The sequence below is a fragment of the Chitinophaga varians genome (genome assembly GCF_014529945.1).
GTDB lineage: Bacteria > Bacteroidota > Bacteroidia > Chitinophagales > Chitinophagaceae > Chitinophaga > Chitinophaga varians.
Genome location: NZ_JACVFB010000008.1, coordinates 130,915 through 145,595 on the forward strand (window position 1 = coordinate 130,915; position 14,681 = coordinate 145,595).

Sequence of the window (14,681 nt, forward strand, 5' to 3'; positions counted from 1 at the left end):
AACTCTTTTTGCCTTATATCATGCAGTTGCGCGAACTTCTGCGCCCATTGCGCATCTGTCAGCTGCGAGGTGTCTACCTGCGGCAAATAATATTCAAACAGCGTTTGTATATAACCCAGCGGATTACTTTCAAAATCGCCGGACGCCTCGCTTAGAGCTTTTCCACTTCTACTTTTTTTGCATCCAGCAGCTTGTCCAGCTGTGCGCCCAAACCGTAGAGATAGGACTTGTCTTCCACTATCGCTTCATCACCGCCCAACCAGGTGGCTTTCAAAATTGTTTCGTGGTATGCCAGCGGATCACCTGAAATCAGTGTCATCGCATAGCTCACTTCGTCCCTGTTGGGCTTTCTGCAATACCCGACCTTACCATCAGCAGCAGTCAGTTTGAAGACATCTTTATACTTTTCTTTCCAGGCCTGAATGTGCTCATTTGTGATCTTTACTGCTTTTTCTATTGTCATGATTTTAATATTGATAATGATGAATACTCAAAATGGATGATTAGATATTCTGCTGCAGGCCCATGAAAATAATAGGCAGGGTGATCTCCATGAATTTGGCACCCTGTTCCCAGCCTTTCTCAAATTCTTTAAACTGGAAACCTTTAATCAGATCGGTACGTGGCAGGGAACCATCTTCTTTCACATAAGCCACTACGATGTCGCCACTGAAATCGAGCAGATCTCTTCCCTGGGCCAGGCGAACGATGTCCACCAGCCGGTCGAACTGAAACTTCAGCAATTTGATCTCCCCTTCGTAGGTGCGTTTGCCACGCTGGATGCCAATGGGCTCGTCGCCAGCGCCATGCAGGTGTTCTTTTTCCTGCGACAATTTGTATTTAATGCCCCTGATACCGGTTAACTCCTGTCCCATTACCACCACTTTCATATTGGCCCAGGTACATTCTTTACTATCAAACATATTTTAGACTTTTAAATATTATACAATCAGATTTATTTGTTCAGCGCAGGATTTTCAAAGCCCAGCAACACTTCAATCTGTTTGGTATATCCTACCGGAACAACAGATGCAGCGATCGTGATTTTACCCGTGCTGATAACGTTCTGGTCAGCATTGATATAGGCGCTAAAGGAGCTGATTTCTTCTGCCATCGCAGTGTTGACAGCGTTTTCGATTTTACCCTGCAGGTACTTGATCACCGGCACGCTGATTCTGCCTTGTGCATCTACTTTTATTTCATCGTTCAGTTCTTCGAGATACGTCTGATAGCAGAGCAGGGTCACTTTGTCGATCACACGGCCCAGTGCCAGCTGGCTATAGTCGTCCGTTGCAGGAGCGCAGGTAGCGTCATCATTGAAGTAATAACCAGAGCGGCCAACAAATGCGCGCAGGAAAATATATCCTTTGTCATGCACCTGATCAGCAGCAGTAAAATCTTCTACTTTTTTGGTGTTCACGAAAGCTTCCAGTACGGGTAAAGCGCCATCTTTTACGCGGCCCAGGTTGCGCTGTACAGGAATCACCGCAGCACGGCCCAATGCCAGGCCTACAGAGGCACTTGCATCGTTCACAGTACTACCGATCACGATGCCTACATGATTGGCGGAAAGAGTGCGGAGATCTTTTAACTGGGCGATATTTTCCGTATCTACTGCCCGGCCTTCAATCAGGATGCGAACGGGTTTGTACTGGGCGGCGAATGCCAGTGCCAGTTGCTGTGCTTTGGTAGTGGCGTCCAGTACGTCTTTATCGATACCGTCGGTCAATACCGGTGTGTAGCCGGCAGCCGGTTTTCTGGTGAGGCCCAGTAATCTGATACGGCCCTGTGCGGCGTCCAGCAGTTTTTTAGCGCTGTTGGCGTCTGCCAGATCGGCCATTTGGGTGAGCGTCACCGTATCGGCCACCAGCATAATGTACAGCTCTGCGCCTTCACCTGCCAGGTCATAAAACTCTTTAATGTGGCGGTATGCGCTGGCGTTGGTACCGGCGCTGGTGATGCCCAGGTTCTCCGCGTCGTTTAAACTGAAGATAACTTTTGGCGTGCCTAACGGAAGGCCGGTGGCGGCTACACCGGTCAGTACCAGTCCTGCTACACCATCAGCAGTTGCAACACTTCTACCGAGGTTGCCATTTCCTAATTTAACTTCTACTTTTGGTAATCCCATTTTAGTCTATTTTAATCATTGTACTTGTTTACATCCGCACTTGTCCAATCACCTCCTTTGGTGTTTTTTTGCTGGCAGGATGCAGTTATTTATGGATGTTGAAATTGTTATTTGACGCTGCTGTATTTAGCCTGGCTGAACAGATCGTACAGGTGTTGTTTTTTGGTATTGCCATCCAGCTCACGTAACACTATGCTTTGCAGCTTTTGCAATATCGCTTCCTGTAAGGCCGGAGATGTTTTTCTGAGCTCTGTTACAAAACAAATCAGCTTCTCCTCTACCGTAGGTTGCTGCTGGCAGGTTTGTACAATGCTGAGGGTATGAATACCTGTTTCCAGCGCCTGCAATATTTTATTCTTCAGCAGGGTATCCGTATCTCCGGGGATGATGGTCTCCAGGACATCTGCCAATGGGCTTTCCAGTGCACGCTTCACAGCTTTTGTGATGCGCAGCGCCTCTGTCGCATATTCGTCTATATGCTCATCAAACTGCTGTAAAGCCCATTTGATTTTCAATCTCATTTTTTTACAAAAAGACATAGGTATAGGGTTTATAAATCTTCGAATTCTCTGCGTGCATCGAAACTGGGGCATGCTTTTTTAACAAATGGAAAGTCCCGGTGTCCCTGCACCCGCGCTTCGGGGTATTGTTGCTTTAAACGGGATACAAGTTCTCTCATGGTTTTACGCTGTGCGTCTGTCCGGTTATCCAACGGTTTGTTTGCTGCGTCTACGCCACCGATATAGCTAACGTGAATGCTGTAGGCATTATGCCCGGCAACACCGTTGCATATACGGTCCTCCGTTGCTAACTGAATGGAAGCGCCGAACTTGTCTATCAGATAATGATAGCCGGGACTTTTCCATTTTAATTGTTGTTTCCAGTACTGCTGAATGGCAGCTGGCTTAGTATCCTGCGGGGTGGCCGTACAATGGATGACAATAAAATCAATGCGTCTCATCGCTCACATTTTGGGGTGATTACTGTCGAGTACTTCTTCCAGCCGCTCCATCACCTTGGTGTTGTTGTCAATAACGCCCATCATCTTATCTCTGTCTTCATCCAGATATTGTGTAAGACGATCTTCCAGTTTGATCTGGCGTTTCCATAATATCCTGGCGATTACCACCAGCACTAATATCGAAAAGGCCTGATCGCCGAGCCGCTGCCAGATATTCCCGGCAGGATCAATTTGTAATAATATATTCAGTAGTTCCATACGGTGCTCACTATTATCAGTTTCACATTCGTCATCATGTCCCCATTTTTTGTTTACACCTTATGTACTATGTCCGGTTCTTTTTTGGGGTGCCTGTTATCGTTACAGGTGATTAACAATACAAAGAAACAACCTATCCGGGCACTTAAAAAATCGGGAAACAATGATTAAACAATCATTGTATAATCATTGACAAGAGATTGTTTAATCATTAAAAGCGCGTTTCAAAAAGAGGCTTATTCCATGGAAATTTGCTGTTATTAAACAGATGATTTATCACCAGGATAAATACTGTCCTATTAAATACTTAAATCAGCAAAAATGAACAGTTTATTCGCAAACATGTATGCAGCATTGGAAACGCGCATCACCACCAACATTCCTGAAATAAAAGGTGTCTTTCCGGAATTACAACAGCTGGACAACTACAAAGGACAACCGGATGTATGGCCTTGTGTATTTATTGATTTCACCACTTTTGAATTTGAAAACCTGGCGCAACGTGAACAAACGGCCAGCGGTATACTGAGCTGCAAACTGGCTTTTTCGGTCACTAAAAGTGGCAGCACCGATTTTATCGACAAACAGACCGCGTTGGACTACTACGAAATCGAAACCAAACTTCATCAGTTATTACAAGGGTGGAGCAACGGCAGCTGTGCACCGCTCGTGCGGACCAAAATAGAGACCGCAGACAGAAAGGATACCTTCCGGGTAAGATCTTTATCGTATAGCCTAACCTTTGAAGAGAGCGTGGCAACACTCCCTGGCAGCACCACATCCCGTCCGGCGGCGGATTTTCTGTTTCGGGCGTAAACATTCCATAAAAACGGCATACATATTGTTAATAAATTATTCATTACCTTTACTAAATATAATTTTTAGTTAAAATGAAAATTTATTCTGTGATATGCCGGTTTATGTTGGCCGCATTGTTTGTACTCATCTGCAGTAACGTAAACGCACAAACTATTAACAACAAGCTCATTGGCGTTTCTTATAAGGAGGCTTCTGTATTAAATGAACAAGTAACCAAGTTATTTAATTTGATTATCATTCATCGTCCGGATTTGATTGTAGAAGGAACTTATCTGCAATATTTTAACGACGCTACAGATAGCAGCCGGGTGAACCTTAACATCCGATATGCGGTTAATCCTGAGACCAAACTGGTCGGTGAGGTGCTCATATATGGAAATAAGGATTATCTGGCCAAGATCTACAAAACATTTTTTGACAAAAAATTTGCGCCTAAAAACCCAAATTCGGTACTCGCCGACGTAGTCCGTGGTAATGAATATATCTCCATTAACACTAATTTTGACGACGGTAATATCAGGATAGAGGAAAAAGGGAAATGATCATTTAATTGATGATATAAAAAAAGGGACGCAGCCTACTGCGTCCCTTTTTTTATACCCTCTGCCTCCCGTCACCAGGTCCACCAGGGGTATTGCTGCCGCAACTGTTTGATAGCCGGCTGCTCCTGTTTCATGATCTGTTCCAGCCGGCTGGTGTTACATTGCATGCGGTAAATGATATTACTTTCCTTCACCCAGAATTCTTTTGATAACTCCTGGATAGCCACATCGTACCTCCTACCCTGCAACTTGATGTAGTAATAATACCTGTATAGCAAACATTCATCACGTAAGGCGATCATATCTGCCGAGCGTCCTTTTCTTACTGTTTTCTCCTCCTGCTTGGTCACAAAGCTATTGAAGAGCGATTGTTGTCCTCTCATGTTTCTAAGCTATTTTCCTGGTTACCTGCGGCGGTCTTCTCCGTCAAGGGTAATCATGTTAAACATTTCCCGCATCCTGGATTTCACACGGGTACCATAGTACTGTTCAATTTCAGCAGCTGTCAGGTTAGTGGTGATATGTGTATGATGCCAGGGCGTTTGCTGGTTATCATATCTGTTGAGCATGATTTCGGCCATCACATTTACCTGGTTACCGTAATTTTTCTTTAGTTCTTCCGTTCCGAGGTCGTCAAAGCAGATACCGGCGTGCCGATGATAGAAAGTATCCGCCGCCGTAGGCAACGGTACCGGACTGCTGTATCGGTAGAGCATATCATGTCCCTGCTCGGCAAACAAGGCGCTGAGGCGACGGCAATTCACCACCTGGTAACAGCGGCGGGGATTTTTATTGAACGCCCGCATCAGGGTTGTTTTGCCCGTCCCCACGTTTCCAAACAGGAGCAGCCCTTTGGAGAGCTTCCACGATTGTCCGTCGGCGGCCATGGCCTCGAAAGCCGGATCGTCTGTAAAATAACAGCACAGGGCTTTTACCGCTTCCCGGTTCATATCATCTACCTTAAATCCGTCTGGCACTACCTGGGTACGCGTTAATATAAAATTGAATAAAGTACGACTGTCCCATTGCATGGCAGCAGGCTGTTGATGATAAGGAGATACCGTTGGTTGATCACCACTACTGAGGGCGCTATTCAGCTCAGAGTTGCCCAAACTTCCTGACACCTGGGGTAATAACTCCTGCAGGCTGTTGAGTTGATTTGTTCTTTTTTCCGGATGCTGCATATTTTGTCTCGTTGAAGTGATAATTAGCAATAAAATTATTGGCAAAGCCGGTCCAGTTACGGATAGGCGTATAGCCCTGCACCCATCCCAGTCCTTCCCATTTGTTCCAGAACTTATTGGCCATTTCGCGGTTGGCGCCGGCGGCGGCGAAAAACTGCTGCACGGCTTCCAGGGTGGGACTAACGGAGGGGGGCCACGCGGCGGCGGGGGGAGGCATGGCCGCTGTAGCGGCCGTCGTTTTTGTATTTACCGATGCGGCTCCGCCATATGGATATTCCTTATTTTCCTCTTCTTTTTTTTCTTCTACTTTACTTTGTGGCATTAATGGCGTGGCTGCCATGGTTTCTTCCGGAAGAAATGCCGTCTCGTCGCTATCCAGGTCTTCGACAAGGTTATGTAAGGGGTTAATCACGGCCTTCCGTTTGGCGTCACGGATAATTTTCTGCCAGCGTTTCTGGATGCCTTTGCTGGTGAGAATAGCAAACTCCGTATACATGCGTTCATCAAAAAAGCCTCTTTTCACCAGTGTATGTACCACCGCCGTTACCAGTGCGCCGGTAACGGCATTACCGATACGTTTGGCGAAGATGTAGGACATCTCGTTATTCCAGTTCGTATAGTATCCCTGCCGGTAAATCCAGCATAACAATCTGAGGGCAATGTATCCTCCCTGGATACCGTGCTCCTCTTCTACCATCAACAACTTGGGATCGTCAAAGAGATCCACGTCCATGGGAAAATACATCAACCCTTCTGCAATTGGTCGTGCCATTGAATATTGGTTTATAATCAAACAATCACGGTGCCGGCTATAGGTAACGCCTGCACTGTCTATTTCAACTTCTTGTTTCAAAAGTGCCGGTATCCGGACATTCCATCAGGAATCTCCGGGCGGGCAGGTATAGTTAATATTTGCTTTGAATTATTGTCGGGGCGGCATTCAAAAAATGCGCTCCGTGCAGTTGTGCATTCAGGCTTGCATCCTGTATAATTTTTGCGGTTTTCCAACCGGGTTAACAAATAATATTATGCATGTATCCATGAGGGTGTCCGACATGTCTGCCGGCGGGTTTCATTATAGGATAAGCAGGTATTTCCTGACGGCAGGGATGGTGGACGTCAAAAAAACGGATGCGTCCGGGCTGCTGTGGAAACCTCTAAATTGTCTGACATAGCACTTGTATTCATTGTCTGCTGTCTTTGGGATAAAGGAGTTTGAAGGTTAAAAATGAGGGTTTACACGGAATGGTCATGTCTTTTACATTCGACCAGTATCAAAATGGGGGTTAATCAACGAACTTTCCTTTTTTTGACTACATTTGCGCCAACCATTATCTAATTAATTGACAGTATAAAGTAAAAGAATATTTGTCGTTTGACAAAATATATTTGTCTCATTATTTACCCATTTTTTTTGAAAAACAATGTCAAAAAACGAAGGCGATACACTCAGAAAACTTGTTAAATCAAGCGACTATCAGGTAAACGAATTTGCTGAAATGCTTGGCATGTCGAGACAGAATCTCAACTATCTGTTTAACAGGAAGTACATCGAGCAGGAAACAAAAGAGAAAGCCGCGGCCATAGTAGGCAAAACCGTGTCTGAAGCTTTTCATGAAACAACAGGCAGTGATGCTACAAACGACAAAGAGAAAGAGACTTTAAGGGAATTAGTAGAAGCTCAAAAACAAATCATCTCGTATTGGCGCGAATTTCAAATCGCGCAGCTCATAAGGAACGAGGCATATCTTTCGGTAATTCTCCGCCGTCTGGCGGAATTACAGTTCCAGCTGGATGACCGCAAAAAGAAACGGGATCTTGATACTGTGCTGGACGAAGCTGAACAGGCCGTTCAAGAAAAGATAAAAGAACTGAAAGGTCAATTGCAACTGGTTGTTTCCTGATATTTTCACTATTCATTTGCCACATATTTTTGAGGTTACAGGTACAAGATACGTCTTTCCTTACGATTGTTTTTGCGTAGTAATATTTTTATTGAAACAGCTTTTCCACACCGATATAAACATACAAAAAAATTGTTTTCTTGTTTGTAATTATTAGCAGGTAATTACAAATAAGAAAACAATCGGAGCGTTCCTTCGAAACACCTTACCAGACATCATTTCGCAACTTCCAACCATCTCTGCACGCTATTTCAGCGGGCACCTGTCACCCATGTTTTTCAGGCAAATTATCTACCCTGTTTTTTTGCTCAAAAAACATAGTCTGCCCCCATAAATAAGCACGTCTTTTTTCGACATTTTCAGCACACTTTTCTACCAGCAAAAATTACTTTTATGTGATTTCATCTCCATATATATACAAATAAATATTATTTGTCAGATCTTTATGTAAACTATCAACACTCATTATCTGAAGAAAAACAAATTGTCCATGAGCCAACAACACCCTAATCTCGAGATCATCGGTAAATTTTTTGACGCCTACAGCAAGTTTGACGCCGAAGCCATGAAAGAAGTAGTGGCAGAAGACGTAACATGGACGATTCCCGGACATCACCCCATGAGCGGCACTAAAAAAGGTATCACAGAAGTACTGGCCTACTTCTCAAAGCTCAGCGAATCAGGATTCAAGGCAGACCCCATCGTATTGGGCGTAAACGACCACTACGTCATTGATTGCCACCGTGGCTGGAGCACCCGCGAAGACGGCAACAACGTAGATATGTTGTGGTGCCTGCTGTGGAAAATCAAGGATGGTAAAATTGTGGAAGTGGTCAATTTCGCGGCAGATCAGCATGAAGCCGACAGGTTCTTTTACAAGGCTTACCAACTGAAGCCTATTCAGGAAAGAATGGCCTGAGTAAATGCATCACTTTAGATCCGTTGTATACCCGAACCGCAAAGCCGCTTACGTCCCATGATGTAAGCGGCTTTGGTTTTTATCGGTGACCATACTACTTTTTCCCGTGAAAAGACCTGCTGTCAACGGGCACTTCCTGCCGGTCAAACATCCCGTAGTCCCGCACCACTTGTGCCACCCGCAGGCGATAGTCTTTGAACACATATTGCCTGCCTTTCCACTGGGCCGCACGGTGTATTTCCATATTTCTCCACGCTTCAATCGCCTTCTCATCTGCCCAAAAGGATAACGACAGTATTTTTTCAGGATGATAAATACTCTGAAAGCGTTCGATAGAAATAAATCCATCTATTTTTTCCAGCTGAGGCCTGAGGGCGGCCGCAATGTCCAGGTACTCCTGCTTGTGCCCATCGGCGGGGATGACCTCGAAAATAACGGCTACAGCGTGTTTGCCGGTTTGTTGGCCCTGTTGCAGAAAATGAGTCACCTCCGTATACAGCTGCAGCCGGCTTTCTTCCAGGTGCATCACATGCGTTCCCTTTTCAATGACCACATATTTTTTCTGTGGTGCATTTTTGAGTGACACAAAAAGTTTCTCCGCATCCTGGTTGTCGGGGTAAGTATCCCATTCCCCTCTGATGATCAGCGTAGGGACCCGTATCTCCTCCGGATGGTAGTAAGCGATATTATGTAATAGCGCTTCTCTGTCCGCCGAAGGACCAGCAGGAAACCGCACACTGTCTGACTGGTATTTTGCCGCGAGGGGATCAGATTGCAACCAGATATCTCCCCAGGTATCAAAAATCTCCGGCGCCAGCCGGCATGGCGCTGTGGCAGGCGTCAGGCTTCTCATGTCCGCTATTCTCTGGGCGGGCGTCAGCGCTTCATAAGGTTGCGTGATTTTTTCAGGAAGGGAAGTATCCTGTCTGGCAGTGATAGCGGCAAATAAAACCAGCTTTGCAATTTTATCCGGGTACCTGGAGGCATACAGGGCCGCCACAGATCCTCCCCAGGAATGGCCGATTAAATACACTTTGTCTTTTCCCGTTCTCTCTAAAATAAAGTCCACCGCCTTGTCTACGTCCAGATAAACGCTGGTGGCCCTCCCCGGCGGTGCATCAGTGACCGTATTGGTCAGCATCTCCGGATAACGATCGGCATGGCCGTAGCCGGGAAAATCCAGGGCGAATACCGGATATCCATTCTCTGCCAAATGGTCCATCCAGGAATAGTGATTCATCCTGAAACCAAAGGCCAGCGCTGACGGGAAAGAAGATCCGTGAATAAAAAGTACCGGATAATCAGTCGACATCCTGGTGGGCGTTGCTTCCAGCAAAGCAATATTCAACCCCGGAATATGACTGGCAGTCTTTAAAACAGCATAGCTCTTCATAAACAGTGTATCTTTTGATGGTGCATGTGTATTGATCTGATAGAAAAAAGTCAGGAATAGTAAAATGATACCCCTCTTCATATACTCATTTTGCTATCAAAGGTGATAAAGCATTATCTTTAATACTTCATTCTGAACTTAACTATGAATGACCATGGAAACACAAATCGGTCAGATCGCCACCCTGATTGGTGACCCGGTAAGGGCGCTCATTTTATGGACATTGCTGGACGGCAGCGCGTATTCTGCCACAGAACTGGCCATCAGCACCAATACCTCCCCCCAGAACATCAGCATGCACCTCAGCAAGCTCGTTCAGGCAGACTTACTGGTCGCCGAAAAGCAAGGCAGGCACAGGTACTACCGGTTTTCCAGGCAGGAGGTGGCTTATGCCATAGAAGCCATTGCGCATCTTATCCCCAACGAAAAACAAAAAAAGATGGTCAGCCATCAGCACCATGCAGCGGTGGCCCATTGCAGAACATGTTATGATCACCTGGCCGGAAAAACAGGCGTTGCCATCGCCGATAGTTTATTGAAACAACGGGTGATCATCAGTAAAGCAAATAATTTTGAACTGACCTCCAAAGGGGAAAAATGGTTGTTGCAATTAGGCATTAATTTGCCGGAGGTCCGGCAACAGCGTCGCATCTTTTTAAGGCCCTGTCTCGACTGGACAGAAAGGCGTTATCATATCGCCGGCGCCCTGGGCGCAGCCTTGCTGGACCTCATGTTGGAGGGCGACTGGATAAGGAGAACACGGCATTCGAGGGCCGTTATCATTACTGCTACGGGAGAAAAAAAGATACAGGAGTATTTTGGTTAGAAAATTACATTCATGGATACTGATAACCTGTCAGATTACGCGCCGCTAAAATCATATTTAAGTAAACTGGCAACATTTGAGGAGCGGGACTGGGAGTTACTGAATGAGCTATTATATATCAAACAATTTGATACAAAGGAATATTTTCACAGAGCAGGCCGACAATGTAAAACAATCGGATTTATCTTACAAGGTTGCTTTCGATGGGTAAAAAATCTTAACGGAGTTGAACGCACATTTGACTTTGCGATTGAGCATGATTTTGTGACAGACTATGTAAGTATTATGACGCAAAAGCCGGGCGAGATGGATATCATTGCCGTTGAGAAAACCACTTTGATCTGTATGGATGCTGACCGCATGCTGAAGTTATTTGACAGCTCTTTTTCATGGCAGAAAGCAGGCAGACATCTGGCAGAACACACGGCATGTTATGCAATGGAGCGACTGGTAGCGTCTTACTATGAAACACCCCAAATCCGGTATGAGCGGCTCATCCAAACTTCCCCGGAGCTGTTTCTGCGAATACCGCATCATATCCTTGCCAATTATCTCGGGATAACGAAAGAGACGTTAAGCAGATTGAGAAGTACAAATAAGTAGGAGTTATTTGTTGATGCAAATCAACAATTCCTTTGCGGTCTCTCTGTAGTTTGGGCAAAAAATAAGCTATATGAAAAATAATTTTTCGCCCACGGAACTGGAGATGGAAGCCATTTTCACTACACCCAATACCTTTCCGGGCTTAGCGATTCGAAAGACGGCCCTACCTACCCCTTCTCCCCATCAGGCACCGATAAAAGTGAACACCTTTACCCTCAATCAAGGCGAAACCCGTACCGCGCTGGCAGCAACAAAAAGCTATATACCAGGATGGGATTTTGCGGGCATTGTAGTAAAAGCGGCCGAGGATGGCAGCACCCCCAAAGCAGGTACGCGCGTGTTTGGCTACATACCGCAGGGATCGTGGACGGAGTATCTTGTGGCCCCCGGTGCGCTGATGGCTGAAATTCCGGAAGCCCTTACGGATGCACAGGCAGCTTGTTTGCCGATAGCCGGACTTACAGCCCTGGACTGCCTGGAAGCCAGCGGTAATATTCAACACCTACGTGTTCTGATAACTGGTGCAGCGGGCGGGGTTGGGCGTTTTGCGTGTCAGTTGGCTGCCATGGCTGGTGCAAAAGTATTTGCCATAAGCAGACGTACAGAATTGGCACATCAACTGGAAACAGATAACATCAATACAGTCACTGTTTTTAAGAATATAGACGAAGCCAAAAACGCCGGCGAATATGATATAATCTGGGATTCTTTAGGCGGTGACATCCTGGCCACTGCACTCACTACGCTGACGCGTAACGGCATCTGCGTCAATTTTGGCAACTCTGCACGTCAGGCTACGAGCATAAACGTCCGCTCGGCTGCATGGCCGTTACATCGCATACAATGCATATGGCTGGGGCGCGAACCCATGTATCCAAGCACGCCATCGCTGGAGCGTCTTGCCGCCATGGTGAAAGCCGGAAGCCTCCAGACACCTATAGACAGCGAGCTGCCCTGGAGCAGTATATCGCAAGCCGTTGACAAACTAATACAGCAGCGAGTGGATGGTAAGATTGTACTGTATGTGGAAAATTCCGGCAGCAGGTAAGATGTTGAAGCTGTCGTTCTATAGCCAGGTGAAACAATAAGCGTTCATAGGATCTTAAATCCTTTACTGAAAAACCTCTTCCAGGAAAAGAATATCAGAAACGTATCTGCCGCCGTTCGTGGCCGGGATGACTGCGCAATATTAATCCTTGAACCGATCTATTATCCAGGCCAACAATTCTACTGCCAGCCAGAACGATCCCATGCCTAATATATAACCCACCAGTGACAAAACATATCCCTTTATTTTCTTCCCGCCCAATATCTGACCAATGGCCCACATACTGTATAACAGCGATACCACTTCCGATGTCAGCTTCATATTTTTCCCGCTGATACCCTGCACCAGTGCAAACAACGCATATATCAACATCCCCGTGCCAATCACGAAACATAACATGATCAGTACTTCATAATAATTGTACGCGCTTTTGCGCATAAACAATTTCAACCAGGCGCCGATAAAAAGACCCATGATGATATTGGCATAGCCGTAATGCCCTTCTATCCATGTGGTGAGGGCAGCAAAGGTTTCGTACCGTATAGCGTCGCTTACGTAATGGTCCTTCTCGATATGAAAGAAATGGGTAATCAGCGTATACAGCAACGAACATATGACAAGGAAAATGACCGGTTTCACCAGCCGGCTCCTGTCTTCTGTAAGGAACCTCCTGATATTTACTCCGGGGCGTATCAACAGTTCCCTGATCGTATACAATATTCCCTTCTCAAAATGCAGCACGTGCTGCACCTCATGAATGATATAATGGCTATCTACTCGCTTCAATGCGATCGGATTGCCACAGTGTCCACAAAACTTATCAGCAACAGCCGCATTACATGACTTGCAATTCATCGTAAAAAATTATTTAGCGGAATCAGCTGCACGGGATTGCAGCTCTTTTTTAATAGCTTTCAGCTGTTGAAATAAAGGGAAAAAGACCAGCGACAATGAAAACATCGGGGCGATATACACCACCTTCTTCTCTTTAATCATCAAAACACATACAATCATTATCATACACAGTACCAGGAATCCAACCAGTATTCCCTGAATACGGCTTTTTCTTTTCAGTAGATCATTAGTGTCAGTACTTGATAGGCTCATAATCTGGATTTCCGCCAAAAATCCTGACTTTTTTCTTGTAAAGCCCTACACTTGAGTGTAAATTCATGGCGATCTTAAAGCTTACGATGAAAAGTAACCCGGCCATGGCCTGCTGACAAAAAACAGGCTAGATAAAATTACTGACCATGATCTCAGCGGGCGGCGTTTGCAAGGCATTCTTACGAGAATAACAGGATGATGTAATGGTGCCGATGGGAGGTGAATTTCTATATAGTTTTTCGTACACTCATTAAAGCGCGTTAACCTGTATAAAGAACAAAAAAGAAATAGCGGTTATGCCGGAACTCGACTAAACACACGACTAAAAAAACAAAAAGCCTACGCTCTCGCGCAGGCTTCTCGAATTTCTGTGATCCCGCTGGGACTATATCAAAGGCTTAATTGCCGCTATCTTCAAAGGATTTTTAAGCTAGTGTATCCGATTTTGTATCCTTCTGGATTAGCTTATTTTGTAGTGGATTAAAAGAACTTTTCAACATTACAAAGATACGAAAACCCTTGCTAAATAAGCACAAACGAGTATTAATTATATTGCTAATTGGAACGGTAAAGCATACACGCTTTTGATATGGCTTTGTATTACCTGAGAAACCCTGCAACCATGTCCTAGTCAATCCCGGTGATTTACTCAGGTAGCGAACGATTGGGACAAGCCTACCTACCCGCTGTCTCCGGTACCGGGCACTTACTAGGCCATTTGCTGTTCAGGTAGCCAATTCGCTCATGGATACCATAGGAATGACTGAGCGACTAGACCATCTTTGGGGATGGTTTGAAAGAGGCACTGGTAGCATTTTTTTCAAACTAGAGCGTCGGATAAGCAGCATAAGCGGATAGTGAAAGCTTTGAGCAAAGGAATACGACTGGCGCCTGCAACGTTTGGGAAGGGCCGGCAAAAGCGCCGGTGGAGATTTTTTACCCAACCGGAGGCGAAGACGTTCATATTCCGGGCGGGTGGCTTTTATTAG

General features: G+C 45.6%; 19 protein-coding genes. 7 read left to right on the forward strand and 12 right to left on the reverse strand.

Going from position 1 to position 14,681, the window contains the following annotated elements; translation table 11 throughout:
- Window positions 1-151: 151 nt before the first annotated feature.
- The 6 genes from ICL55_RS31550 to ICL55_RS31575 form a co-directional block, all read right to left on the reverse strand.
- Window positions 152-463, reverse strand: a complete 312-nt coding sequence (locus ICL55_RS31550) for a hypothetical protein (RefSeq protein ID WP_168872818.1) — start codon at window positions 461-463, stop codon at window positions 152-154.
- A 40-nt stretch (window positions 464-503) separates the two neighbouring features.
- Window positions 504-923, reverse strand: a complete 420-nt coding sequence (locus tag ICL55_RS31555; RefSeq protein ID WP_188105335.1) for a hypothetical protein — start codon at window positions 921-923, stop codon at window positions 504-506.
- Between the two features lie 32 nt (window positions 924-955).
- The gene (locus ICL55_RS31560; RefSeq protein ID WP_188105337.1) at window positions 956-2,128 is read right to left on the reverse strand and encodes a DUF2586 family protein; all 1,173 of its coding nucleotides are present in this window, start codon (window positions 2,126-2,128) and stop codon (window positions 956-958) included.
- A 107-nt stretch (window positions 2,129-2,235) separates the two neighbouring features.
- A complete protein-coding gene (locus ICL55_RS31565) occupies window positions 2,236-2,649 on the reverse strand; it encodes a hypothetical protein (RefSeq protein ID WP_188105339.1) in 414 nt (137 codons plus the stop codon).
- Window positions 2,650-2,678: 29 nt separating this feature from the next.
- A complete protein-coding gene (locus tag ICL55_RS31570; RefSeq protein WP_188105340.1) occupies window positions 2,679-3,089 on the reverse strand; it encodes an N-acetylmuramoyl-L-alanine amidase in 411 nt (136 codons plus the stop codon).
- A 3-nt stretch (window positions 3,090-3,092) separates the two neighbouring features.
- Complete coding sequence (locus ICL55_RS31575) at window positions 3,093-3,347, reverse strand: hypothetical protein (protein WP_168872813.1); 255 nt, start codon at window positions 3,345-3,347, stop codon at window positions 3,093-3,095.
- Window positions 3,348-3,668: 321 nt separating this feature from the next.
- Here ICL55_RS31575 and ICL55_RS31580 point away from each other — a divergent pair, with 321 nt between their 5' ends.
- Both ICL55_RS31580 and ICL55_RS31585 read left to right on the forward strand, forming a co-directional pair.
- The gene (locus ICL55_RS31580; RefSeq protein WP_188105343.1) at window positions 3,669-4,163 is read left to right on the forward strand and encodes a hypothetical protein; all 495 of its coding nucleotides are present in this window, start codon (window positions 3,669-3,671) and stop codon (window positions 4,161-4,163) included.
- Between the two features lie 74 nt (window positions 4,164-4,237).
- On the forward strand, window positions 4,238-4,708 hold the full coding sequence (locus ICL55_RS31585) for a hypothetical protein (protein ID WP_188105345.1): 471 nt from the start codon (window positions 4,238-4,240) through the stop codon (window positions 4,706-4,708).
- Between the two features lie 71 nt (window positions 4,709-4,779).
- On the opposite strand, the gene ICL55_RS31590 is transcribed toward ICL55_RS31585, so the two are convergent.
- Genes ICL55_RS31590 through ICL55_RS31600 form a run of 3 tightly spaced genes read right to left on the reverse strand, consistent with a single transcriptional unit; the run spans window position 4,780 to window position 6,664 of the window.
- A complete protein-coding gene (locus ICL55_RS31590; protein ID WP_188105347.1) occupies window positions 4,780-5,091 on the reverse strand; it encodes a transposase in 312 nt (103 codons plus the stop codon).
- 21 nt (window positions 5,092-5,112) lie between these two features.
- Entirely contained in the window at window positions 5,113-5,832 is a 720-nt protein-coding gene (locus ICL55_RS31595) for a P-loop NTPase family protein (protein ID WP_188105349.1), read from the reverse strand.
- On the reverse strand, window positions 5,807-6,664 hold the full coding sequence (locus ICL55_RS31600) for a DUF4373 domain-containing protein (RefSeq protein ID WP_188105351.1): 858 nt from the start codon (window positions 6,662-6,664) through the stop codon (window positions 5,807-5,809). Before ICL55_RS31600 ends, ICL55_RS31595 begins: the two co-directional genes overlap by 26 nt.
- A gap of 652 nt (window positions 6,665-7,316) precedes the next feature.
- On the opposite strand from ICL55_RS31600, the gene ICL55_RS31605 reads away from it, so the two are divergent.
- Both ICL55_RS31605 and ICL55_RS31610 read left to right on the forward strand, forming a co-directional pair.
- On the forward strand, window positions 7,317-7,796 hold the full coding sequence (locus ICL55_RS31605) for a hypothetical protein (protein ID WP_188105353.1): 480 nt from the start codon (window positions 7,317-7,319) through the stop codon (window positions 7,794-7,796).
- 490 nt (window positions 7,797-8,286) lie between these two features.
- The gene (locus ICL55_RS31610) at window positions 8,287-8,715 is read left to right on the forward strand and encodes a nuclear transport factor 2 family protein (protein WP_188105355.1); all 429 of its coding nucleotides are present in this window, start codon (window positions 8,287-8,289) and stop codon (window positions 8,713-8,715) included.
- A gap of 94 nt (window positions 8,716-8,809) precedes the next feature.
- Here the strand turns inward: ICL55_RS31610 and ICL55_RS31615 are convergent, their stop codons facing one another.
- Window positions 8,810-10,189 carry an alpha/beta fold hydrolase gene (locus ICL55_RS31615; protein WP_188105357.1) on the reverse strand — a complete coding sequence of 460 codons (1,380 nt, stop codon included), beginning with the start codon at window positions 10,187-10,189 and terminating at the stop codon, window positions 8,810-8,812.
- Window positions 10,190-10,262: 73 nt separating this feature from the next.
- Here ICL55_RS31615 and ICL55_RS31620 point away from each other — a divergent pair, with 73 nt between their 5' ends.
- The 3 genes from ICL55_RS31620 (at window position 10,263) to ICL55_RS35330 (ending at window position 12,585) form a co-directional block, all read left to right on the forward strand.
- Window positions 10,263-10,934 (forward strand): ArsR/SmtB family transcription factor, encoded by a 672-nt coding sequence (locus tag ICL55_RS31620; protein WP_188105359.1) that lies wholly within the window; start codon window positions 10,263-10,265, stop codon window positions 10,932-10,934.
- Between the two features lie 12 nt (window positions 10,935-10,946).
- A complete protein-coding gene (locus ICL55_RS31625) occupies window positions 10,947-11,537 on the forward strand; it encodes a Crp/Fnr family transcriptional regulator (protein ID WP_188105362.1) in 591 nt (196 codons plus the stop codon).
- Between the two features lie 103 nt (window positions 11,538-11,640).
- Window positions 11,641-12,585 (forward strand): zinc-binding dehydrogenase, encoded by a 945-nt coding sequence (locus ICL55_RS35330; RefSeq protein ID WP_425489548.1) that lies wholly within the window; start codon window positions 11,641-11,643, stop codon window positions 12,583-12,585.
- A gap of 141 nt (window positions 12,586-12,726) precedes the next feature.
- Here the strand turns inward: ICL55_RS35330 and ICL55_RS31635 are convergent, their stop codons facing one another.
- Entirely contained in the window at window positions 12,727-13,371 is a 645-nt protein-coding gene (locus ICL55_RS31635) for a DUF3667 domain-containing protein (protein WP_223151660.1), read from the reverse strand.
- Window positions 13,372-13,449: 78 nt separating this feature from the next.
- Window positions 13,450-13,710, reverse strand: coding sequence for a hypothetical protein (locus ICL55_RS31640; protein WP_188105368.1), 261 nt, complete (start codon window positions 13,708-13,710; stop codon window positions 13,450-13,452).
- Window positions 13,711-14,681 lie beyond the last annotated feature (971 nt).

What these genes read in the sequence shown, in the direction of transcription:
- ICL55_RS31550 (WP_168872818.1), bottom strand. Translation starts at nt 463, where the DNA reads ATGACAATAGAAAAAGCAGTAAAGATCACAAATGAGCACATTCAGGCC.
- ICL55_RS31555 (WP_188105335.1), bottom strand. Translation starts at nt 923, where the DNA reads ATGTTTGATAGTAAAGAATGTACCTGGGCCAATATGAAAGTGGTGGTA.
- ICL55_RS31560 (WP_188105337.1), bottom strand. Translation starts at nt 2,128, where the DNA reads ATGGGATTACCAAAAGTAGAAGTTAAATTAGGAAATGGCAACCTCGGT.
- ICL55_RS31565 (WP_188105339.1), bottom strand. Translation starts at nt 2,649, where the DNA reads ATGAGATTGAAAATCAAATGGGCTTTACAGCAGTTTGATGAGCATATA.
- ICL55_RS31570 (WP_188105340.1), bottom strand. Translation starts at nt 3,089, where the DNA reads ATGAGACGCATTGATTTTATTGTCATCCATTGTACGGCCACCCCGCAG.
- ICL55_RS31575 (WP_168872813.1), bottom strand. Translation starts at nt 3,347, where the DNA reads ATGGAACTACTGAATATATTATTACAAATTGATCCTGCCGGGAATATC.
- ICL55_RS31580 (WP_188105343.1), top strand. Translation starts at nt 3,669, where the DNA reads ATGAACAGTTTATTCGCAAACATGTATGCAGCATTGGAAACGCGCATC.
- ICL55_RS31585 (WP_188105345.1), top strand. Translation starts at nt 4,238, where the DNA reads ATGAAAATTTATTCTGTGATATGCCGGTTTATGTTGGCCGCATTGTTT.
- ICL55_RS31590 (WP_188105347.1), bottom strand. Translation starts at nt 5,091, where the DNA reads ATGAGAGGACAACAATCGCTCTTCAATAGCTTTGTGACCAAGCAGGAG.
- ICL55_RS31600 (WP_188105351.1), bottom strand. Translation starts at nt 6,664, where the DNA reads ATGGCACGACCAATTGCAGAAGGGTTGATGTATTTTCCCATGGACGTG.
- ICL55_RS31605 (WP_188105353.1), top strand. Translation starts at nt 7,317, where the DNA reads ATGTCAAAAAACGAAGGCGATACACTCAGAAAACTTGTTAAATCAAGC.
- ICL55_RS31610 (WP_188105355.1), top strand. Translation starts at nt 8,287, where the DNA reads ATGAGCCAACAACACCCTAATCTCGAGATCATCGGTAAATTTTTTGAC.
- ICL55_RS31615 (WP_188105357.1), bottom strand. Translation starts at nt 10,189, where the DNA reads ATGAAGAGGGGTATCATTTTACTATTCCTGACTTTTTTCTATCAGATC.
- ICL55_RS31620 (WP_188105359.1), top strand. Translation starts at nt 10,263, where the DNA reads ATGGAAACACAAATCGGTCAGATCGCCACCCTGATTGGTGACCCGGTA.
- ICL55_RS31625 (WP_188105362.1), top strand. Translation starts at nt 10,947, where the DNA reads ATGGATACTGATAACCTGTCAGATTACGCGCCGCTAAAATCATATTTA.
- ICL55_RS35330 (WP_425489548.1), top strand. Translation starts at nt 11,641, where the DNA reads ATGGAAGCCATTTTCACTACACCCAATACCTTTCCGGGCTTAGCGATT.